Source organism: Morganella sp. B601 (assembly GCF_051172335.1).
Lineage (GTDB): Bacteria > Pseudomonadota > Gammaproteobacteria > Enterobacterales > Enterobacteriaceae > Morganella > Morganella morganii.
The window spans coordinates 46,580-68,664 of sequence record NZ_JBPIZE010000008.1 but is presented as its reverse complement, the minus strand read 5'-3'; the positions used below and the strand labels follow the sequence as shown (position 1 = coordinate 68,664).

19 protein-coding genes are annotated in these 22,085 nt (G+C 51.4%); 8 read left to right on the top strand and 11 right to left on the bottom strand.

Translation table 11 applies throughout. The features are described 5' to 3' along the window. Nucleotides 1-14: 14 nt before the first annotated feature. From fdhE to fdnG, 4 genes are all read right to left on the bottom strand, one after another. Nucleotides 15-941: a formate dehydrogenase accessory protein FdhE gene (fdhE, locus tag ACSBQN_RS17260; protein ID WP_024473698.1), complete on the bottom strand. Its 927-nt coding sequence runs from the start codon at nt 939-941 to the stop codon at nt 15-17. 139 nt (nt 942-1,080) lie between these two features. Beyond that, nucleotides 1,081-1,731 carry a formate dehydrogenase cytochrome b556 subunit gene (fdoI, locus tag ACSBQN_RS17255; RefSeq protein ID WP_004240169.1) on the bottom strand — a complete coding sequence of 217 codons (651 nt, stop codon included), beginning with the start codon at nt 1,729-1,731 and terminating at the stop codon, nt 1,081-1,083. Then, on the bottom strand, nt 1,731-2,672 hold the full coding sequence (gene fdxH, locus ACSBQN_RS17250) for a formate dehydrogenase subunit beta (RefSeq protein WP_004236694.1): 942 nt from the start codon (nt 2,670-2,672) through the stop codon (nt 1,731-1,733). The genes fdoI and fdxH overlap by 1 nt, the downstream gene beginning before the upstream one ends. An 11-nt stretch (nt 2,673-2,683) precedes the next feature. Beyond that, nucleotides 2,684-5,731: a formate dehydrogenase-N subunit alpha gene (gene fdnG / locus ACSBQN_RS17245; protein ID WP_141650294.1), complete on the bottom strand. Its 3,048-nt coding sequence runs from the start codon at nt 5,729-5,731 to the stop codon at nt 2,684-2,686. Nucleotides 5,732-5,897: 166 nt separating this feature from the next. On the opposite strand from fdnG, the gene fdhD reads away from it, so the two are divergent. Next, nucleotides 5,898-6,728: a formate dehydrogenase accessory sulfurtransferase FdhD gene (gene fdhD, locus ACSBQN_RS17240; RefSeq protein WP_024473700.1), complete on the top strand. Its 831-nt coding sequence runs from the start codon at nt 5,898-5,900 to the stop codon at nt 6,726-6,728. On the opposite strand, the gene ACSBQN_RS17235 is transcribed toward fdhD, so the two are convergent. Continuing rightward, nucleotides 6,729-7,493 (bottom strand): GNAT family N-acetyltransferase, encoded by a 765-nt coding sequence (locus tag ACSBQN_RS17235; RefSeq protein ID WP_024473701.1) that lies wholly within the window; start codon nt 7,491-7,493, stop codon nt 6,729-6,731. 99 nt (nt 7,494-7,592) lie between these two features. Next, on the bottom strand, nt 7,593-8,027 hold the full coding sequence (umoA, locus tag ACSBQN_RS17230; protein ID WP_024473702.1) for a UmoA family flagellar biogenesis regulator: 435 nt from the start codon (nt 8,025-8,027) through the stop codon (nt 7,593-7,595). Nucleotides 8,028-8,469: 442 nt separating this feature from the next. Between umoA and ACSBQN_RS17225 the strand changes: the two genes are divergently transcribed. The 6 genes from ACSBQN_RS17225 to ACSBQN_RS17200 all read left to right on the top strand — a co-directional run bounded on the left by ACSBQN_RS17225 (nt 8,470) and on the right by ACSBQN_RS17200 (nt 16,074). Continuing rightward, nucleotides 8,470-9,249: a Slam-dependent surface lipoprotein gene (locus ACSBQN_RS17225; protein ID WP_152696917.1), complete on the top strand. Its 780-nt coding sequence runs from the start codon at nt 8,470-8,472 to the stop codon at nt 9,247-9,249. A gap of 63 nt (nt 9,250-9,312) precedes the next feature. Next, a complete protein-coding gene (locus ACSBQN_RS17220) occupies nt 9,313-10,665 on the top strand; it encodes a surface lipoprotein assembly modifier (protein WP_152696916.1) in 1,353 nt (450 codons plus the stop codon). Between the two features lie 40 nt (nt 10,666-10,705). Further along, nucleotides 10,706-13,639, top strand: a complete 2,934-nt coding sequence (locus ACSBQN_RS17215; protein ID WP_354633041.1) for a TonB-dependent receptor domain-containing protein — start codon at nt 10,706-10,708, stop codon at nt 13,637-13,639. Nucleotides 13,640-13,642: 3 nt separating this feature from the next. After that, the gene (locus tag ACSBQN_RS17210; protein ID WP_024473706.1) at nt 13,643-14,440 is read left to right on the top strand and encodes an energy transducer TonB; all 798 of its coding nucleotides are present in this window, start codon (nt 13,643-13,645) and stop codon (nt 14,438-14,440) included. Between the two features lie 96 nt (nt 14,441-14,536). Further along, a complete protein-coding gene (locus ACSBQN_RS17205) occupies nt 14,537-15,130 on the top strand; it encodes a TetR/AcrR family transcriptional regulator (protein WP_036408887.1) in 594 nt (197 codons plus the stop codon). After that, complete coding sequence (locus ACSBQN_RS17200) at nt 15,127-16,074, top strand: DMT family transporter (protein ID WP_201893632.1); 948 nt, start codon at nt 15,127-15,129, stop codon at nt 16,072-16,074. Before ACSBQN_RS17205 ends, ACSBQN_RS17200 begins: the two co-directional genes overlap by 4 nt. An 11-nt stretch (nt 16,075-16,085) precedes the next feature. On the opposite strand, the gene mnmE is transcribed toward ACSBQN_RS17200, so the two are convergent. The 5 genes from mnmE to rpmH all read right to left on the bottom strand — a co-directional run bounded on the left by mnmE (nt 16,086) and on the right by rpmH (nt 19,933). After that, nucleotides 16,086-17,450, bottom strand: a complete 1,365-nt coding sequence (gene mnmE / locus ACSBQN_RS17195) for a tRNA uridine-5-carboxymethylaminomethyl(34) synthesis GTPase MnmE (RefSeq protein WP_024473709.1) — start codon at nt 17,448-17,450, stop codon at nt 16,086-16,088. 121 nt (nt 17,451-17,571) lie between these two features. After that, entirely contained in the window at nt 17,572-19,194 is a 1,623-nt protein-coding gene (gene yidC, locus ACSBQN_RS17190; RefSeq protein ID WP_015422369.1) for a membrane protein insertase YidC, read from the bottom strand. Between the two features lie 2 nt (nt 19,195-19,196). Beyond that, nucleotides 19,197-19,454, bottom strand: coding sequence for a membrane protein insertion efficiency factor YidD (gene yidD, locus ACSBQN_RS17185; RefSeq protein WP_015422368.1), 258 nt, complete (start codon nt 19,452-19,454; stop codon nt 19,197-19,199). After that, nucleotides 19,418-19,777, bottom strand: coding sequence for a ribonuclease P protein component (gene rnpA / locus ACSBQN_RS17180; RefSeq protein WP_071592722.1), 360 nt, complete (start codon nt 19,775-19,777; stop codon nt 19,418-19,420). Before rnpA ends, yidD begins: the two co-directional genes overlap by 37 nt. Nucleotides 19,778-19,792: 15 nt before the next feature. Beyond that, nucleotides 19,793-19,933 carry a 50S ribosomal protein L34 gene (rpmH, locus tag ACSBQN_RS17175; RefSeq protein ID WP_000831330.1) on the bottom strand — a complete coding sequence of 47 codons (141 nt, stop codon included), beginning with the start codon at nt 19,931-19,933 and terminating at the stop codon, nt 19,793-19,795. A gap of 752 nt (nt 19,934-20,685) precedes the next feature. Between rpmH and dnaA the strand changes: the two genes are divergently transcribed. Next, nucleotides 20,686-22,083: a chromosomal replication initiator protein DnaA gene (gene dnaA / locus ACSBQN_RS17170; protein WP_015422366.1), complete on the top strand. Its 1,398-nt coding sequence runs from the start codon at nt 20,686-20,688 to the stop codon at nt 22,081-22,083. Nucleotides 22,084-22,085 lie beyond the last annotated feature (2 nt).

Genomic DNA, 22,085 nt, shown 5'->3' with positions numbered 1-22,085 from the left:
CTCACTTCACTGACTTATTCGTTCGGGAACAGAAACGGGTTGATACTGCTGCGGGCAAAACCTTCTTCTTCCATCCGGGCATCCAGGATCAGCGTTGCCAGGTCATCCGCCACGGTATCCACTTTCGCGTCTTTTTCCTGTGACAGGATTTTCAGGTAACTGCCGCAATCACCACAGCTTTCTGCTTTCACCGCCGCCTGCTCACTTTCCAGTGACCAGTAATTCAGATCTCGGGTCTGCTCGCAGTTAGTGCACTTAATACGGACCACATGCCATTCAGTTTCACATAATCCGCAATGCAGATAACGCAGCCCCTGTGTGGTGCCAATCTGGATCACGCCGGAGACCGGCATTGCCGCACAGACCGGGCAGAACTGACGGTGTTCGCCGTGCTCTTCGCGGCCTTTGCCCGGGATCATCGACGCCATCTGCGCCCAGTACAAGGATAATGCAGCCCAGATAAACACGGACTTATCCGGTGATACAGCAGAAAATTCCTGATTAAACAAGGCAGTTGCCATGTCTTCCAGCTCATTTTCAGAGGCTTTGTCCAGGTTTTCCAGGGTCGGACGGGCATGATCCGGTGCGACCGGCAGCAGTTCGGCGATAATGCTTTTCAGCAGTTTGCGCCAGTGTTCCGTGCGCTGAAAGGTGCGGCAGTCGAGCAGGGCTTTGCCCGGTATATTCGCCGCCATCAGGGCATCCATATCCATTTCAAGCGGATTGTCATACAGGGCTTTCTGCTGGGCGCGGGTGATTTCAGCCGCAAATTCCAGGTAATCCGCAAACGGGTTATCTTTGGCCAGCTCATCAAAACGTTCGGCACGGCGCTGATACAGATTCTTCAGATTAGGAAACAGTACTGCCGGGATAAAGCCAATCCCTTTTTCATTTTTCTGAGCCTGTCCCAGCTCTTCTTTGGATACAATTCGGATACTCATGATATTGCTCTTCTTCTGATATGGAGAGGATAAGCCGGTCCGGCAAATAAAACCCTATTATGAACCGGCTGCCTTAAAATGTCGAAAAGGCAGGGAGATCCCTGCCTTCTGAATGGTCACACGAGAATAGTAAAAACGGTCACTGACCTTTTTTATCCTCTTCGCGCTCTTTTGCCACAATCTGACGGTACCAGCGCGGGTGATGTTTCTTCGCCCAGCCGCGCGTTACCCAGCCTTCCGTCATCGCACGCACTGACCCTTTCACCCAGATTGCCGCATACGCGTGAACAATAATAGTGATGATCAGCCCGATAGCGGAAATGGAGTGTACCAGCAGCGCGATACGGATCACCGGAATGGAGAAATATTCCGCAAAGTAAGGACGCCAGATAACGATACCGCTCAGCAGCAGCAGGAACAGACAGATACTGGCCGCCCAGTACACCCCTTTCTGACCGAGGTTATACTGACCGACATCACCGGCTTCCTCATTTTTCATGATTTTGCCGATCTGCTTCGCCCACTCGATATCATCACGGTTGATAAAGTTGTGTTTAAAATAACGGAAAAACATAAACACAAACAGTAAGAACATCACCACACCGGTAAACGGATGCAGCAGACGTGATAACTGCGGGGTACCCAGAATGTTCATAAACCAGTTAAGCGACGGGAAGAAAAACCCGAGCCCGCTGATGGCCGTGAACAGAAAACAAATAACCACAGCCCAGTGATTCACACGCTCAATTGGTTTGTGGCGGATAATTTTTTCGCGATCATCCTGTTGCATTATTTCTGCTCCTCCTGACCTGCTGATTGCTCAGTCTTTGCCGGAACATCCTGAATATCTTTCAGGGCCTCTTCTTCCTCGCGTTTTGATACCCGGTTCGGGCCGATACCCACGTAATGGAAGATTGCCGCCGCAAAGGTCGCCGCAAAACCGACTGCTGCCAGTGGTTTCCACGCGCCTTTCCAGAATTTCACCGCGGCACTGATTTCCGGATTCTCCGGCAGGCCGTGATATAACTGCGGCTTATCGGCATGGTGCAGCACATACATCACGTGCGTACCGCCGACACCCTGCGGGTCATACAGACCGGCTTTGGCATAACCACGGCTTTGCAGCTCAGTCACACGATCACCGGCCAGCGCTTTCATATCCTCTTTCGAGCCGAAATGAATCGCCCCGGTCGGACAGGTTTTCACACACGCCGGTTCCTGACCCACATCCACGCGGTCAACACACAGTGTGCATTTATAAGCGCGGTTATCTTCTTCGTTGATACGCGGCACATTAAACGGACAGCCTGCGATACAGTAACCGCAGCCTATACAGTGCTCTGACTGGAAGTCGACAATCCCGTTGGCATACTGAATGATTGCGCCTTCTGCCGGACAGGCTTTCAGACAGCCCGGGTCCGCGCAGTGCATACAACCATCTTTACGGATCAGCCACTCAAATTTGCCGTTCTCTTCCACTTCAGAGAAACGCATGACAGTCCATGACTTGGCGGACAGATCCTGCGGGTTATCATACACACCCACGTTGGTACCGATTTTGTCACGGATGTCGTTCCACTCCGAACAGGCCACCTGACAGGCTTTACAGCCGATACAGGTGGTCACGTCAATAAGCTTCGCCACTTCTTCCTTAAAATCCCGCACCTGAGGTGCGGGGGTCAGGGAATTGGTGGCAGAGCGACGAATAATGTCCTGTGATTGCATTGACATAATTTATCTCCTTACACCTTTTCCACATTAACCAGGAAGGCTTTAAATTCAGGCGTCTGGGTATTCGCATCCCCGACAAACGGTGTCAGTGTGTTGGTAATAAAGCCTTTCACCGCCACACCCTCAAAGCCCCAGTGAATCGGAATACCGATGGTATCCACTTTCTGACCATTCACATCCAGGGTGCGGATACGTTTGGTAACCACTGCTTTCGCCTTGATATAACCGCGTTTGGAGCTGACTCTTACCGTATCGCCGTGGGAAATACCTTTCTCATTCGCGAGACGCTCACCGATTTCGATAAACTGCTGCGGCTGAGTGATAGCATTTAACCGTGAATGCTTGGTCCAGTAGTGGAAGTGCTCCGTCAGACGGTAAGTTGTACCGACATACGGGAATTCCGCGGCTTTACCCATCTGCGCCCAGTCATCTTTGAAGACACGGGCTGCCGGGTTGGAGACCACATCCGGATGCAGCGGGTTAGTGCCGAGCGGGGTTTCAATCGGTTCGTAGTGCTCAGGGAACGGCCCTTCCGCCATCTTATCGATAGCAAACAGGCGGCCCATCCCTTCCGGCTGCATGATAAACGGACCGACATCCGAATCCGGCGCGGCGTTGCTGTAGTCCGGCACATCCATACCGATCCACTTGCTGCCGTTCCATTCCAGAATCTGACGCTTCGGATCCCACGGTTTACCCGCCGGGTCCGCAGATGCGCGGTTATAAATCACGCGGCGGTTCAGCGGCCATGCCCACGCCCAGCCGAGGGTGTTACCCAGCCCGGTCGGGTCAGCGTTATCACGGCGTGCCATCTGGTTACCCTGCGGTGTCCAGCTGCCGGCGAAAATCCAGCATCCGCTTGCCGTGGTACCGTCGTCACGCAGCTGTGCGAAGGAGGTGAGCTGCTCGCCTTTCTTCACAATAACATTGCCGTCAGCATCTTTCAGATCGACCAGCGCCAGACCATTACTCTCCTGCGCGACTTCTTCCGGTGTCGGATTATCACGGTCGAAGTAGTTCCAGGTCATGTTCAGCACCTGCTCAGGCACCTTACCGCCTTCCGCTTCATACAGCTTGCGGACGCGGTGGAAAATCCCGGAGAGGATTTCGCCGTCGCTGATAGCTTCGCCCGGGGCATCCGCGCCTTTCCAGTGCCACTGTAACCAGCGGGCGGAGTTAACGATAGAACCGTTCTCTTCCGCGAAACAGCAGGACGGCAGACGGAACACCGTGGTCTGAATCTGTGCCGGATCCACATCGTTCATCTCGCCGTGGTTCTGCCAGAAGTTCGATGTTTCGGTATTCAGCGGGTCAACCGTGATCAGGAACTTCAGTTTTGAAAGCGCCTTAACCACTTTGTTTTTGTTCGGGAATGAGGCTAACGGGTTAAAGCCCTGGCAGATATAGCCATTCACTTCCCCTTTATCCATCATGTCGAAATAACGCAGAACGTCGTAGCCTTTATCCCACTTCGGCAGCCAGTCAAAGCCCCAGTTATTCTCTTTCTGCGCTTTGTCGCCGTAGAAGGTTTTCATCAGGCTGACAAAGAACTTCGGATAGTTGCCCCAGTAGTTAACCTGGCCCTGCACCGTTGGTTTCGGTGTGTTGGCAGCCAGATAACTTTCCAGTGTAGTCTGTTTGTCAGACGGCAGTGTCAGGTAGCCCGGCAGACTCTGAGACAGCAGACCCAGGTCGGTTAAGCCCTGGATATTGGAGTGACCGCGCAGTGCGTTCACGCCGCCGCCCAGCATCCCCATGTTACCCAGCAGCAGCTGGATCATGGCCATGGTACGGATGTTCTGCGCACCGACAGTGTGCTGTGTCCAGCCCAGTGCATACAGGAATGAGGCAGTTTTATCTTTCGCGCTGGTTTCGCCGATATATTCACAGACTTTCAGGAAGTCTTCTTTCGGCGTCCCGCAGATATTGGTCACCACATCCGGGGTATAACGGCTGACGTGCTCTTTCAGCTTGTTCCACACACAACGCGGATGCTGCAGTGTGGTATCGCGTTTCGCAAAGCCGTTTTCATCCAGTTCGTAATTCCAGGTGGTTTTATCGTACTGGCGTGTTTCAGGATCATAACCGGTGAACAGCCCGTTTTTAAAATCGTAATCTTCACGGACGATCAGGCTGGCGTTGGTGTACGCCTCAACATATTCACGGTTGATTTTTTCATTTTCCATCAGGTACTTAATGACACCTGACAGGAACGCAATATCAGTACCGGAACGGATAGGCGTATAGAAATCCGCCACAGCCGCAGTACGGGTAAAGCGCGGGTCAATAACGATCAGTTTGGCATTGTTATGAATTTTGGCTTCCATCGCCCAGCGGAACCCGACAGGGTGAGCTTCCGCAGCGTTTCCGCCCATCACAACAACAAGGTTGGCATTTTTAATATCAACCCAGTGGTTGGTCATGGCACCGCGACCAAATGTCGGAGCAAGACTTGCTACCGTAGGTCCGTGTCAGACACGCGCCTGGTTATCCACGGCAAGCATGCCGAGGGCGCGGGAGAATTTCTGGGTGACAAATCCGGTTTCGTTACTGGCAGCAGATGCGCATAACATCCCGGTGGTTAACCAGCGGTTGACGGTGACGCCATCGCTGTTCTTTTCAATAAAGTTAGTATCGCGGTCATCTTTGATCAGGCGGGCGATACGATCAAACGCCTCATTCCACGAGATACGTTTCCACTCGTTGGTGCCCGGCTCACGGACTTCAGGATACTTAAGACGACTTTCGCTGTGGATAAAATCGATCAGACCTGCGCCTTTCGGGCACAGTGCGCCGCGGTTTACCGGATGATCCGGGTCCCCTTCAATGTGAAAAATAGATTCTTTGGCGTTTTTTGCCCCGTCACCCAGACTGTACATTAACAGCCCGCAGCCGACGGAACAGTACGTGCAGGTATTACGGGTTTCACGTGCGCGTAAAAGCTTATACTGACGTGAACCGGCAATAGCGACCGCCGGGGCAAAGCCCAGAGCCGCTGCCGTTGTACCCGCCATACCGCCAGCGCAGATCTTAAAGAACTGCCTTCTGCTGACTTGCATGGAGATCTCCTTATTACATTGCTCTTATGCCGCTGCAAAACAAGCCACAGCGAACTTTCTTTTTATCCGCACAGTGGTGCGTGCGATCAGGTTCATTGCCTGGTGGAATGGTGTAAACTTTTACCCATACTATTATTATGTATTATTAAGCGCAGGAATTCATCTGATGGATGACATTTATTCCATAGAATCGTTACATAATTGCCTAATTCGCGGTGCGCATCTCACAAATGTGCAACAAAAAAGTAAACCCGGGCATAATGAAAATGACTGGGTCGCAGAAGAGACGCCGGTTGCCCTGGTGTACAACGGTATCTCCCATGTGGTGATGATGGCCAGCCCGAAAAACCTCGACGACTTTGCGGTCGGTTTTTCCCTTTCCGAAGGCATTATTGAATCCGCTGATGAAATCCGCGGGATTGATATTACGGATGCCTGCCACGGCGGATTTGAAGTCCACGTTGAATTATCCGCCCGCCGTTTTGCCGGGCTGAAAGAGCGCCGCCGCAATATGGCCGGGCGCACCGGCTGCGGCATCTGCGGCACCGAGCAGATCAGCGAGATTTTCCGCCCGATCACACCGCTGGATTTCACACAGACCTTTTCTCTCAGCCACCTCGATGAGGCACTCAGCCTGCTGCCGCAGGTACAGGAAATAGGAAAGCTGACCGGCTGCACTCACGCCGCAGGCTGGATTTCTCCGCAGGGTGAATTACTGGGCGGTTGTGAAGATGTCGGCCGTCATGTGGCGCTGGATAAACTGCTCGGTATGCGGGCAAAAGCACAGTGGACTGATGGTGTTGTGCTGGTCTCCAGCCGCGCCAGCTATGAGATGGTGCAGAAAAGTGCGCAGTGCGGCGCGGAAATTCTGTTTGCGGTTTCCGCCCCGACCACGCTGGCAATTGAAACCGCCAAACGCTGCCGCCTGACATTGGCCGGCTTCTGTAAAAAAGGGCGGGCCACAATCTATACCCACCCTGAACGGCTGATCCCCTGACTATTCAGCCAGCGGATGATAGATCCACAGGTTAGGCTCATGGTAAATGACCCGATCCGTTTCAGGATCGGCCTGAACCGGCACCAGCGCACCCGGCACAATATACTGACCGGCGTGCGGAAAGGCCATTCCTGTCCATTCAGACCAGTTATCAGCGGAGGATGTAATATCCATCGAACGCATAGCCGGTTTGATAATCTGCCCGCCCAGCCGGACATGTGTGCGGATCCACGGGTCAAACGGCTCACCCTGCGGGGTCTGCCACTGACAATATTCCGCGAAATCCTGTAACGGATACTGTGCCTTAAGCGCAGGGCGCACCGGAACCACCACGCCCTTCAGCCCGGCTTGTGCAACGGCCGCTTTCAGCGCGGTGATAAGCTGTGCAGGGATACCGCGTCCGCGAAAATCCGGGTCAACGGTCACTGACAGTGCAGATACAAATGTCGGTTTCCGGGTATCGGTTGCTCCCTGTGTCAGCACCGCATCCCAGCCCTCATCCGGCAGATCAGTCAGCGGTGCATCTTCCGGAAAATAAAACGGAATCGCACTCAGAAGCCCGATGACCTGTTCCTCTCCGGCAACGGTTACAACCGCAACCTGCTGAAAAGGCAAATTTTCCTCACGATAAAGTGCATCCCAGTACTGGTCAGAAACCGGACTGGCTAACATAAACAACGGCCATTGTTCCGCAACCAGTGCTTCCGCGCTGTCCAGCAGCGATTCATGACACTGTGCAACACTGAGGATCCGGACTGATGACATGTACTTCTCCGCTAATCAGGGTGATTCCGGTATGTTACCGGTTTTACGGGCAGAAAACTTAATACAACCTTTATTGCTGATACCTTATTTATACTTACATCAGCGGTCACGCGACGAAAAATAAAATCCCTTTCCTGTCCGTTTTCCGTCTTTATCCAGAATCTCGTAATACTCTTCCGTCACCACGGACTGCCCTTTATCCCAGCGTCCGGTATCTGACAGATTATCCGCACGGTAAACATCCCCGGCCACCCGGTACTGCCGTCCTTTATAGCGGATATGTTTTGTCGCTCCCGGAGAAAACTGCCGGGTAACCTCAGTGTACTCCCCGTTACCGTCACGCCGCAGGCCGATCAGCCGCAAACCTTTTGTTGCCGGGTCATTATCCGCCGCACCGGGCACCGGCATATCCGGTGTCAGGGTAATCACCTCATAACGCTCAGAAAAATCACTTCTCCCTATTTGCGGCCATGTGGCCGACGCGGATCCGCAGGTCAGCACCGTTAACAGTAAAAATATCAGCGTTTGTTTCATTATCAGATTATCCGTTCAACCCAAAACACCGGACAGTATGAAACATAAATACCAAATCAAATGCGATAATAGCCATTAATTAAACGCATTATTATTACGTTTAAAATCGCTCCATCAATAAAAGAAAAAAACACCCCATCACGTTTAATGATATATATGAATTAATAACCCGGTTTACCGCACAGAAAAACTCTGAATGTGCATCACATATTTTCATTCTTATATTTGAAATAAATCTGTCACAAAAAATAAAAAATGGTGATTTTTTAATTCGTTATTTAATTAGCATTCTAATCAAATTATTCTCATTGCAAACAAATGATAATAATTCTCATTTACAGAAAATTCATTCTCCTTTATCGTTTATTTGCTTCCGGCAATCACACCGGAAAAAGGCATTTCACTCATCCGGTCATTCATTAAATTACAAGGAGTTTAGTTTATGAATACATTCAACATGAAAACCCCGCTCGCGACACTGGTTACCCTGTGTGCCGCATTCTCCGCGGTACAGGCTCAGGCTGATGCGGGCTATGGCAGTTCCGCTGCACCAACAACCGGCAATAAAGTCATTATTGGTGTCACCGCTGCATCTGAGCGTGAAGGACATCCGTCACCGGGCGGAGAACCGGGAATCGGTTATTCCGGCATGCGCGGCGGAATGAAAGTCAGCTTTGCCGGGTTGCAGGGACCCAACCGTGCAGTACCAAACGATAACGGTGTTTCTGTTATCACCTCCACTCCGCAGTCACACGGCAATATGGGCTCTTTTAATTTTGCCAAAATAGCCGATGCCGATATTTATTACGGTGAATGGGTTTCCGGTACGGATTTCAGCGATGATTCCCATATGGCTTATTACGCAGGGAAAGATATCACCGCGGCTATGCCATCCGAAGGGACGGCACAGTATAGCATTAAAGGACTCAGCGGCTACAGCAGCGGTGAACAGATCAACGGCACATTCAGCACGGATTTTGATGCTAATACCTTTACCGGCTCTCTCAGCTCAACCGATCTCAGCTACGGCCTGAGCGGCGCTGTCAGTGGTTCAGCCTTTAATGGATCTGCATCTGTCAGCACCACCGGTACTGATACCACAACTGTCAGCGGTACGACCAGCGGGCATTTCTTTGGTGACAATGCACAGCAGATTGCCGGTTATGCTGAATTCAGCAGCGATAAAGCAAAGAATATCGCGTTCGGCGGAACCAAGTCCTGATTCATTATTGATACATTTCATCAGGAACAGATAATCTGTTCCTGATGTTTAGCGGGTATAATTATGTCGTCGCAGATAAAGTTAATTAACGGATTTATTCTTTTTTTATTATTACTTGTTTTTTCATTACCAGTATCTGCAACTATACAAAAAAATAATCATTCAGAAAATAATAATACCGCACAAAATTTATATTTCTCACTAAAGAAAAATAACCTCAAAGCGATTTATCATTACTTATCCGTTTATCAGCAGGAACATCAGGCTGACCCGTTACTGATTATCTTCAGCCAGGCAAAACTGGCCTATTTAAACCAGCGCCCCGGGGTTGCTATCGGGTTATATAATACCATTCTGCAACAGAAACCCCATTTCTTTGCCGCACAACTGGAACTGGCCCGCAGCTACCGGGCCGATCGCCAGATCGGGAACGCCTTGCTTTTGTTCCGGGAACTGAGTCAGCGCCTGCCGGTGACCTCTCCCCACTATCCGGAGATTACCCGCACCATTACCGAACTCACCCGGGCACTCAGCTGGTCATTACTGCTCAGTGCCGGCAGCCATTACACCGATAATTATTATCAGACCCCGCTTCCGAAAGCACACTGCCTGCACTACAACCCCGATGGTTCCTGTTATGCCAGCCTTATCCCGCAGATCCCCTATGCCGTCTTGCAATGGCGCAGCGACTGGGATCTGCGCAGGCTGACACAGCTGTCCGGCTCGCATTTTCTGACGCAGCACTACCGGGTATCCACGCGGTATGATGCCGCGAATCAGGCAGCCAATACCGTAACACTGACGGCTAAAACGGGTTATCACTATCAGGATCGCCATACTTTATGGCAACTGACTCCGCTGCTGGAGCAGCATTTTTCCGCCGGGCGCCGTTTTTCCTCCGCTTACGGCTTACAAACATATCTGAATCAGCAACTCAGCCCGGAGTGGTCTCTGGGCGGACTGGCGGCACTGCGACAGCACCGTTATCAGCCCGGTCTGAACTCACATAACGGTACCGAATATCAGCTGATACCGCAGATAACCTGGCATCCGCATCCGGCAGCCACGCTGTATTTACAGGCAGAAACCACCGTTCACAAAAAAAATGATCCCTATAAACATTACCGGACGGCTGCCCTGCATACCGGCATGACCTACCTGTGGCATCCATCTGTGTCCCAATCTGTTCATGCCGTTTACACCCGTAAACGTTATCACCATACACATCCGTTACACCGCCAGGCCAGGGAGGATTTAACCCGACAGTACAGCACAACACTCGCGCTCTACCCGCCGTCATTCGCGCAGATTTCACCTCAGCTTTCACTGATCCACACCCGTAACCGCAGTTCTGTACCGTGGCTTTATAGCTACCGGCAGACTGAAATCATGCTGCGTTTTGAACGGCTGTTTTAACCCTTTCTGATTATTTATTTTTTATCATCCGGGAATCGTTATGTCTTCGCATTCACCATTATCAGGTCATCCTTATAAAACCGTCACACTGCTTCTGCCCGTGTTGTTTATTCCGCTGCCGGGGCTGGCAGCAGAGGAAAAAAATCAGCACCTGGGCGACATTACGCTCCGTAATGAACAGACCGCTGCTGACAGCGCCAAAGATAAAATCTATGACAAAAATGTCTCCACCCTGATCCTCACCAAAGAAGAAATAGAGCGCTATAAAGGCGCCTCCGCCGCCGATATTCTTAAAGGCGCCAACGGGGTATTCAGCGGTGATGCCCGCAATGGTAACGCGCTGGATGTCAATATCCGCGGAATACAGGGGCCGGGCCGTGTACCGGTCACCATCGACGGCACCGAACAGGCCGTGACGGTGTACCGGGGTTATAACGGTGCCAATAACCGTAACTACCTCGACCCGATGCTGATCAGTGAAATTGAGATTGAAAAAGGTCCGTCACTTAACCCGTACCTGAAAACCTCGGTAGGCGGCGGTGTTGCCATGAAAACACTCACCATCGATGACGTGGTGAAAAACGGTGACCAGTTTGGTGCTGCACTGATGCTGGAAAACAGCAGTAACACCACCAAAGCCCGGATACCCAATCTGGGGGTCGGGGAAGACTACCGCCTTGTGGATAATATGAATTTCAGTTGGTTTATTATTGACGATCCCGGCACCCACTTAACCCCGGAAAATCGTGATAATGCCCCCGCACTGAATAACAGTGATTATGCCTGGCGTCTGGCAGTAGGTACCCGTCAGGAAAATATGGATCTGTTACTGGCTTATGCTTACCGCGACCGGGGCAACTATTTTGCCGGTAAACGCCACAGCGAAAACTATAATGATGAAATGTCTGACAGTGATATCGGTATTCTGCAAATGTCGAATATGACTTACGACCCGTATATGCCGTTTGTGTCCCGTATTTACCGTAAAGGCAATGAAGTTCCCAACACATCAGCAAAAACGGAATCCTGGCTGATAAAAAATACCTGGTATCTGAATGATGACCACGCGCTGCAACTCAGCTGGCGCGATACCCGCTCGGATTTCGGCGATATTATGCCTTCACGGCTGGGCTGGATCCGCGCTGAGGATAATATTATTCCGCAGTGGCCGCTGGCTGACCTGCATGCACAGGCCGGTTATCTTCACCTGAAATCCCAACCAGCGCATCTTGCCTATATTGATGCAGATATCCGCCTGTGGACGACTCTGACCACCAGCAATACCAACTCCGCCGGCGGCTGGCCGCGCTACCCGAAAAACAAGGACACCGGCTATAAACAGGGGGATATCAGCACCATCAACACGGCAATCGACGGCACACTGATTAACACCGCTGCCCTGAATGTACAGAATCAGCGCTACGGGCTGGATTTCAGCAATAAGTTTGCTTTTACCCCGGAACTGTCGGTGACACTCGCCGCCAATATGCAGTTTGAGCATCTGGACAGTAATACCAGCCTGGAAAACTATAAACTCTTTATGTTCGCTGTACCTGCCCGTAAAGGCCGCCGCTTTGAATATCAGCAATCCGTCAGTCTGGACTGGCAGCCTGTCTCCTGGCTGTCACTCAGTGCCGGCGGCAGACAAACCGTATACTGGAGTGTCGATGATCTTTCCAACGAGTGCGCCGCCCGTAAAGACCCTTACTGTAAACAAGACTATGAGGTTACCGGTTATTACCTGAATTATTTCCGGAATATGACTGAAATAGAATCACAGGCTTATAAAAAACAACTAAGTGGCAAATGGAATGAATGGACTCAGGAAGAAAAAGAAACAATATCGGGTAAAATTTTTCAGCCGGTAATTTACAGAGATAACCCGGATAATAAAGCAGGGCGCATGATGGTACACCAAAAAAAATTCTGGCCGGTAGATACCAGTGACGGACGCCTGAAACAGAAAGACCGGCCGGATATCGATACCGCATTGCGGGGTATTGATCCCTATACCGGGCAGGAAACCTATCTCTATGAATATGATAACCTCCCTATTTCGCACGGTGACAGAGAGGAACAACCCGTTACTCACACCTGGAAAGAAAAACCCCGCCGCCAGGCCAGCGCCTGGACACCGATGTTGTCTGCCTCGGTTCATCTGACCGATGATCTGCGTCTGTATGGCCGCTATGCGGAAACCGTACGTATGCCGAGCCTGTTTGAGGATACTGTCGGCTTTTCCGGTTCCTCTACCCCGCATATCGGTTACCGTTATAAACCGGAACGCGCTGTAACCCGGGAATACGGTGTGGTTTTTAACGGGAAATCACTGCTCCGCGCCGACCGTCACTCAGATATCCGGCTGAATTATTTCCATACGGATATCCATAATGTCTTTGATCGTGATAACTATTTCCGTTTTACACAAATGGATAAGCAGATCCTGAAAGGGATTGAAATCCAGGCCCGTTATGATCATGGCTGGATCTTCAGTGATCTGGGGGTGACCTATAACCTCACCAATAAAGTCTGTGATGAAACATCCCATGCCTTTATGGATCCTACCGGGCTGAAAGATATTCCGCCATGCATTGACGGTGGTTATCCGGGCGGGTTCCTGCGCACCCAAATTCAGCCGCACTACTCTGTGACCTTTAACCTCGGCGGGCGTTTATTGCAGGAGTCATTAGAAATCGGCAGCCGCTGGCTCTACCACAGTGCAGTGGAAAACAGCCAGGAGAAACGCCTGATGACGATTGTCCCTAACCAATACAGCAATTTTAATAACTACCCGATGCGATGGAATTCAGTACTGACCGTAGATGCTTATGCCAAATATAAAATCACCCCGGATGTTGCCCTCGAACTGACGGCCACCAACCTGACCAATGAATATTACCTCGACCCGCTCACCCGGTCGATGATGCCTGCACCGGGCCGGACCGTAAAATTCAATGTCTCTGCGAGGTTCTGATTTATGTACGGCGCAATAGCATTACCGCATCCGCCTTTCCTGTTTTCCCGGGAAAGAACCGGAACGTGGCAGCAGATGGTTTCTGTTGCTGCGATCGGTGTGTGTTTCTCCGTCGCCGGGCTGCTCATCACGGGCAGCCCCCCGGTGACCACCCCGCAACAGCATCAGATTGATAACCGGGGACAAACACCAGCGGTTTCCGTTGCCATTCAGATGAATGCAGCACCTGTATATCAGGAAACAGAGCCGGAAGCGGAACAATTACCACCACCACAGGAATCACCGTCTCAGGCAGAACTGGCAACCGCCCGCCGGAAAACACCGGAGAAAACAACCAAACCGCCATCAGCAAAACCGGCAGTAAAAGCGGTGAACAAAAAGGCGGAGAAATCAGAACCGGTTACCACAGCAACCACCGCAGATACCGGAGAGGATAAAACCACACAGCAGCAGTCCGGCGGACAGGCAGTATCCCCGACAAATTCTGCCACCGCAGGAACCGATAACCGGAAAGCACAGGAGGATTACTTTAATCTGCTGCGGCAAAAAATTGAGGAGCAAAAACATTACCCCCGCCGGGCCCGCAGCGCCGGGCAACGGGGGATCAGCACCATCTCATTTTCACTCGACGATAACGGCAAACCTTTTGCACCGGTGGTTACCCGCTCTTCCGGTTATGAATTACTGGATAACGCCGCAATGGATGCCGTCATCAGGGTTGCTGCTGTCGGTACGCCGCCGCCGGGCGCAAAGCGGAGGGTGACATTCTCATTACGTTTTCAGCTGAATAAGGGGTTTTAGCAGCTGCGTGTATTAACAACAGTGATTGTTTCTTGTGCATATCTGATTAATAGGTATACTGGTCTACCTACTTATTAGTCACAAGAGATTTTCCGGATGAAGGACACCGACACAACACAGACCCGGCTCAGTGCCAGAGACCGTTTACTGGAAGCCGCAGGCATCCTGTTTTACAACGAGGGCATTGCGGCAACCGGTATTGATACGATCACCAAAAAGGCCGGTGTCGCCAAAAAAAGTCTGTATAACAATTTCAGCTCCAAAGCTGAGTTGGTGACCACTTACATCCGGCTGAGGCATGAAGAATGGCTAGCGTTATATGATGTCCGTCTGCAACAGGCAACAACCCCGGTACAGCGGATCCTGGCGGTATTTGATGCTTATCACGACCATGCTGAGTTTGCCTATGAACGGGGATTCAGGGGATGCGGCCTGCTGAATGCAGCGGCAGAGTTTCCGGCCGGCAGTGAGGAACGCCGCGAAGTGTGTGCTCACAAATCTGAAGTGGCTGATATTATCCGCAAGAATCTTTATCAGCTGCTGCCGGAAGACACCACGAAAGCAGAGCAACTGACCGCACACCTGGCGTTCTTACTGGAAGGTGCGATTGTACTCGCCGGGCTGGAAGAGCATGGTGCGCGGGTATTACAGGCTGCCGCCATGGCAAAAACCATGCTGGAGGCACTGTGATCCAGACACCCAAAGGCCACTTTACCGGAATTGCCGTCATTATCCTGGCCTCCTTCTTATGGGGAACCACCGGGGTTTCTGCCACCTTCGCACCGGATGTCAGTCCTGTTGCTATCGGTGCCGCCGCCATGGGTTTCGGCGGGTTGCTCCAGGCTGCGATTGCCATCACCCCTATCCGCCGCAGCCTCGGCACTTTCCGGCAGCAATGGCATTTGCTGTTATTGGGTGCCGTTGCTGTTGCCGTTTATCCGCTCGCCTTTTACGGCTCAATGCGACTAGCCGGGGTGACTATCGGTACTGTGGTGTCTATCGGTACAGCTCCGGTTTTATCAGCAATTATTGAAATAATCATGGACGGTGCCCGCATGACACTGCGCTGGCTGAGCGGTGCAGTACTCGGCCTGACAGGTATAGCGCTTCTTTCCCTTTCCGGTGGCACAGAACAGATTGCCGCAGCGGATGCATCCGCCACACTGACCGGTGTCATACTGGGGTTGCTCGCCGCCTTTACTTATGCGCTTTATTCCTGGGCCGCACGCCGCCTGATGCAGCGCAACATTCCGTCACGGGCAGCTATGGGCGGTATTTTCGGGATCGGGGGATTACTGCTGATGCCGGTATTAGCACTTTACGGCGCGCCATTCCTGGATTCGTGGCAAAACGCCGCAGTCGGCATTTACATGGCTTGTGTACCGATGTTTCTGGGCTATGTCTGTTTCGGTTATGCGCTGGCGCGTATTCCCGCCAGCACCGCCACCACAATTACACTGCTGGAACCGGTTGTCGCCGCCGCACTCGCCGCCATTATTGTCGGCGAACAACTCACCGCTGCCGGCTGGGCCGGAGTCGTACTGATTTTCACCTGTCTGGTCTGTATTACACTACCTACCCGGCGTAAGGCACAGGCAGTGAATGTAGCTGTCGTTAAACCGAATCAGTGTTAGGGTTTGTCAGCTTACTTCCCGATACAAAAACTCGAGAAAATGCGCCCGAGCAGATCGTCGGAGGTAAATTCCCCGGTGATTTCGCTCAGTGCCTGCTGGGCGAGGCGCAATTCTTCTGCCAGTAATTCGCCGGAGCGGGCAACCACTAACTGCTCGTGACCGGAGATCAGATGCTCTGCAGCTGTGTTCAGTGCCTGTAAGTGACGGCGGCGGGCGAGGAATCCACCTTCGGTGTTGCCTTCAAATCCCATGGTGGTTTTCAGGTGATCGCGCAACAAATCAATACCGTGGCCTTCGCGGGCAGAAAGTTTAATCAGCGTATCGCCGTTCCGCTCTGTGATGCCGGTGGTTTCCCCGGTGATATCGGTTTTATTGCGGATAATGGTGACCGGGATACCGGCCGGTAAGCGGGACATAAATTCCGGCCAGATTTGTTCGGGGGTCTGTTCATCCACCGTGGTACCGTCCACCATAAACAGGACGCGGTCTGCCTGTGCAATTTCCTGCCAGGCGCGTTCAATACCGATCCGCTCCACTTCATCCCCGGCTTCGCGCAGCCCGGCGGTATCAATGATATGCAGCGGCATACCATCGATATGAATATGTTCACGCAGCACATCACGGGTAGTCCCGGCAATATCGGTGACAATCGCAGCTTCGCGTCCGGCCAGAGCATTCAGCAGGCTGGATTTTCCGGCATTCGGGCGACCGGCAATCACCACTTTCATCCCCTCACGCAACAAGCTGCCCTGACGCGCCTGAGAACGAACCCGTTCCAGGTCAGCAATCACGGTATCGAGTTTAGCTTCAATCACACCATCCGAGAGAAAATCAATTTCCTCATCCGGAAAGTCGATTGCTGCTTCGACATAAATCCGCAGGTTAGTGAGTGCTTCCACCATCTGATGCACTTCCCCGGAGAAAGCGCCCTGTAATGAATTCATCGCAGAACGGGCGGCCTGTTCCGAACTGGCATCAATCAGGTCAGCAATAGCTTCCGCCTGCGCCAGATCCAGTTTGTCATTGAGGAATGCACGCTCAGAGAACTCACCGGGATTGGCGATACGGATATTATCGATAAGAAGAATACGTTTTAACAATAAATCGAGGATAACCGGCCCGCCGTGTCCCTGGAGTTCCAGCACATCCTCACCGGTAAAGGAGTTCGGGCCGGGGAAGAAAATTGCAATCCCCTGATCCAGCACTTTGCCGGTTTCATCACGGAAAGGCAGATAATCGGCATAACGCGCTTTCGGGAGTTTCCCCAGTACAATCTGAGCCACCTGTGCCGCCTGCGGGCCGGACACACGCAAAATACCGACTCCGCCGCGTCCCGGCGGAGTTGCCTGTGCCACAATGGTATCGGTGCTCTGAATTTCAGCGTTATTCATGACCATGTCTCTCTTTCTCACCGTGTGATAAACAATAAAGGCGGTCAATATGACCGCCTTTAAATAATACTATAAGACCGGCAGAGATTCCCCGCCGGTCACGGGCTTATTTTTTGTCGCGGCTGTGAAGACCGCGTTTTTCCAGACCGCGATAGATAATCTGCTGCTGGAGGATAGTCACCAGGTTACTGACGATATAGTACAGCACCAGACCTGACGGGAACCACAGGAAGAAGACTGTGAAGATCACCGGCATAAAGGTGAAAATCTTCTGCTGTAACGGGTCAGTGACCGCTGTCGGAGACAGTTTCTGGATCACAAACATCGTTGCACCCATCAGAATCGGCAGGATGTAGTACGGATCCTGTGCGGATAAGTCATGGATCCAGCCGATAAACGGCGCGTGACGCAGTTCCACTGAGCCCATCAGCATGTAATACAGTGCCAGGAAGATAGGCATCTGGATGATCAGCGGTAAGCAGCCACCCAGCGGGTTCACTTTCTCTTCTTTATACAGCGCCATCATTTCCTGACTCATGCGCTGTTTGTCATCACCGATGCGCTCACGCATTGCTTTCAGCTTCGGCTGAAGCATACGCATTTTCGCCATAGAGGTGTATTGCGCACGGGTCAGCGGATACATGATACCGCGGACAATAAAGGTGATAACGATGATGGAGAAGCCCCAGTTACCGATGAAGCTGTGGATAAACTTCAGTAACTTGAACAGCGGCTGAGAAATGAACCATAACCAGCCGTAATCAACGGTTAAGTCCAGATGTGGTGCCACAGCTTCCATTTCGTTCTGCAGTTCAGGGCCGACCCACAGTGTTGCGTTATATTTCGCTTCGCTGTTTGCCCCGATACGGATTGCATCACTCTTATAACCGATGAATGCATCGCCGGTTTTGGCACTGTACAGCGTATAGAAATTATTGGTGGTGCCTTTCTCAGGAACCCACGCTGTCGCAAAATACTGCTGTAACATCGCCACCCAGCCAACATTACTGTTGATGTTAAGTGGTTTATCTTCGATATCACTGAAGCTGTATTTTTTGTAGTTAGTGTCTTCAGACGAGTACGCCGCACCACGGTAGGTATGCAGCGCAAAGTTGCTGCTGCCGTTGTTAAGACGTTCCGGTAAATTCACAGATTGTTTTAACTGACCGAAAAACGCCATTTCCAGCGGAGCGGAGGTGTCGTTTTTGATGGTGTAATCAACACTGATGGCATAGTCTTTGCGCTTCAGGGTATAGGTTTTCACATACGTGACACCATCCAGAACGAAAGTCAGAGGAACACGCAGTTCATCCTGTCCTTCCGCCAGCACAAATGTATCGCTTTCAGTGGTATACAGCGGGCGATCTTTGTAATTATTCGGGTTATCCGGACCATTCACACCGGTTAAACCACTGATTGCCTGGTAGGCAAATTCAGGTGTTGTTTCCAGTAAACGGAACGGATCTGCGGATTTTAAGGTTGCCGGGTAAGCCAAAAGGTCAGCTTCATCAATATCACCGCCGCGCAGATTGATGTTCAGTGACAGCACATCTGTTTTGACCGTAATATATTTGTTCTGCCCGCTGCTTTCACCACTTGGCGTTGTCGTCTGCTGCGTTGCCTGAGTAGCCGCGTTAAGTGCTTGTGTCTTATCACTTTCCCACGTCTGCCATGCAAAGAAGGATACGAGTAGCAAAGCGATGAATAGAAGATTACGTTGCGAATCCATCGTTAATGTTCTCTGTTATCATCATTTTTAGGTGGGACAGGATCATCACCACCTTCGTGTAAAGGGTGGCATTTTAATACGCGTTTCACCGTTAACCAACCGCCTTTTATCATACCAAACCTGCGCAATGCCTCAATTCCGTATTGCGAGCATGTTGGTGTGAAGCGGCAACGTGGTCCCAGCAGCGGACTTATCACCAGCTGGTAACCTCTGATTAACAGGATCAGGAAGCGTGCGCCAAGCGACTGTGACGACGCCATAACTTACCCAATGCTTCCGTAATCTCGCGATTACTCAACTCCGATACCCCTTTTCTTACCAGAAGCACGAAATCCATATCGGGCAACTCATGTTGGTGCAGACGAAAGTATTCACGCGCTAACCGTTTGATGCGATTGCGCTCATGAGCCCGTTTAACGTTTTTTTTAGCGACGGTAAGACCAATGCGGGGATGTTCCAGCTCATTACGGCGTCCCAGAAGTGTTATTTCAGGAGTACTTGCCCGTTGTGGTTGCCGGAAGACAAAGTTGAAATGCTCGGGAGTTAACAAACGTAACTCCCTCGGAAAAGCGAGCTTAACCACGTATGGTTAGCTTTATTACTTAGAAACGGTCAGACGAGCGCGGCCTTTAGCACGACGGCGAGCCAGAACCTGACGACCATTTTTAGTGGCCATACGAGCGCGGAAACCATGGGAACGGTTACGCTTCAGTACGGACGGTTGAAAAGTGCGTTTCATAGCGGTTTCTACCTAAACTTTAAATTATTACTGATTCAGTAAACGCATCGGCAAACAGTAAATTCAGCGGCGGATTCTCATCTTTCTGCTGAAAGGGCCATCACGGAAAGTGGCTGACCTCTGTGCCTTATCGCAACATCAATATGGAAAGATGCGAGATTGTAATAAAATCCGGGCCTGTCCGTCAATCAAAGATGGCGCGATAACACAGATTTCTGCACATAATTGCATTTACCCATAACCTGCCTGCACACATCACCGCATCAAAACACAGATAACGCGCACAGGGTGCAAGATTATACGGACTCCCCGGCAAAGCGCAAGGATCGATCCGCGATCCGTGAATATTCGATCACACGCCGGATCCTGAATGCAGTTTTTCAGCCTGAGGATAATTCACCAAAACTTATCCCCAAACGGGATTTTCCCGCTGTATTCTCCCGCCCGGATTCGTTATACTCCGGCCTGAATCCCGCTCCGGACGGGCTGACAGCCCCTGTGGATAAAAACCCGGAAAACTGTGTAAAAGGATGAGGATCTTGTCCCGCTTTTGCGATATGATCCGTCGTCACGATCATTTTCACCCGTGCGGTGATCGCCGGTGCAGGGAATGATCGTCCATAACACAGCCCCACTTTTGTACACTGAAGTGTCCGTTGAAACATGCAGAGGGCAATTCGTCTGTATGTGCTGTGTCTGCGTGAAAAATCTTATTCTGTTTCTTTGACTGGTCTTGTTTAGGGGAGTTCACCGTGTCTCTTTCGCTTTGGCAGCAATGTCTTGCCCGTTTGCAGGATGAATTACCTGCCACAGAATTCAGTATGTGGATACGCCCCCTTCAGGCTGAGCTGAGTGATGACACTCTGGCGCTCTATGCCCCAAACCGGTTTGTGCTCGACTGGGTACGGGAGAAGTACATTAATAACATTAATGCGCTCCTGTCCGATTTCTGCGGCAACGAAATTCCGCAACTGCGCTTTGAGGTCGGTAATAAGCCGGCCGGCGCTGTCAGCACACCGGAAAGAAGTATTCCCCCGTCACGGACGATGAAACAGCCGCCTTCGCGGGAAAAAGCCCCCGCACTGCGCCCGAGCTGGCATGATAACAGCGCGGAGCCGGATGTGGCTTACCGTTCCAACGTTAACCCGAAGCACACCTTTGACAGCTTTGTGGAAGGTAAATCGAACCAGCTGGCGCGCGCAGCCGCCCGTCAGGTGGCGGATAACCCGGGTGGCGCATACAACCCGCTGTTTTTATACGGCGGAACCGGTCTGGGTAAGACCCACTTATTACATGCCGTCGGCAACAGCATTATGGAAAGCAAAGCCAACGCCAAAGTGGTCTATATGCACTCAGAACGTTTTGTGCAGGATATGGTCAAAGCCTTACAGAACAACGCGATTGAAGAGTTCAAACGTTACTACCGTTCTGTCGATGCCTTACTGATAGATGATATTCAGTTCTTTGCTAACAAAGAGCGTTCTCAGGAAGAATTTTTTCATACTTTCAATGCCTTACTCGAAGGTAATCAGCAGATAATCCTGACCTCCGACCGCTACCCAAAAGAAATTAACGGGGTGGAAGATCGCCTGAAATCGCGGTTCGGCTGGGGATTAACCGTTGCCATTGAACCGCCGGAACTGGAAACGCGGGTCGCCATCCTGATGAAAAAAGCCGATGAAAACAACATCCGCCTGCCGGATGAAGTGGCTTTCTTTATTGCGAAACGTCTGCGCTCCAATGTCCGTGAACTGGAAGGTGCACTGAATCGGGTGATTGCCAACGCCAACTTTACCGGGCGGGCGATTACCATCGATTTTGTGCGTGAAGCACTGCGGGATCTGTTAGCACTGCAGGAGAAACTGGTCACCATCGATAATATTCAGAAAACTGTTGCTGAGTATTATAAAATTAAAGTGGCTGATCTGCTCTCCAAACGCCGTTCGCGCTCTGTCGCCCGGCCGCGCCAGATGGCGATGGCACTGGCAAAAGAGCTGACAAACCACAGTTTGCCAGAAATCGGGGATGCTTTTGGCGGCCGTGACCACACGACCGTTCTGCACGCCTGCCGTAAGATCGAGCAGCTGCGTGAGGAAAGCCACGACATCAAAGAAGATTTTTCTAACTTAATCCGGACATTATCATCATAGCG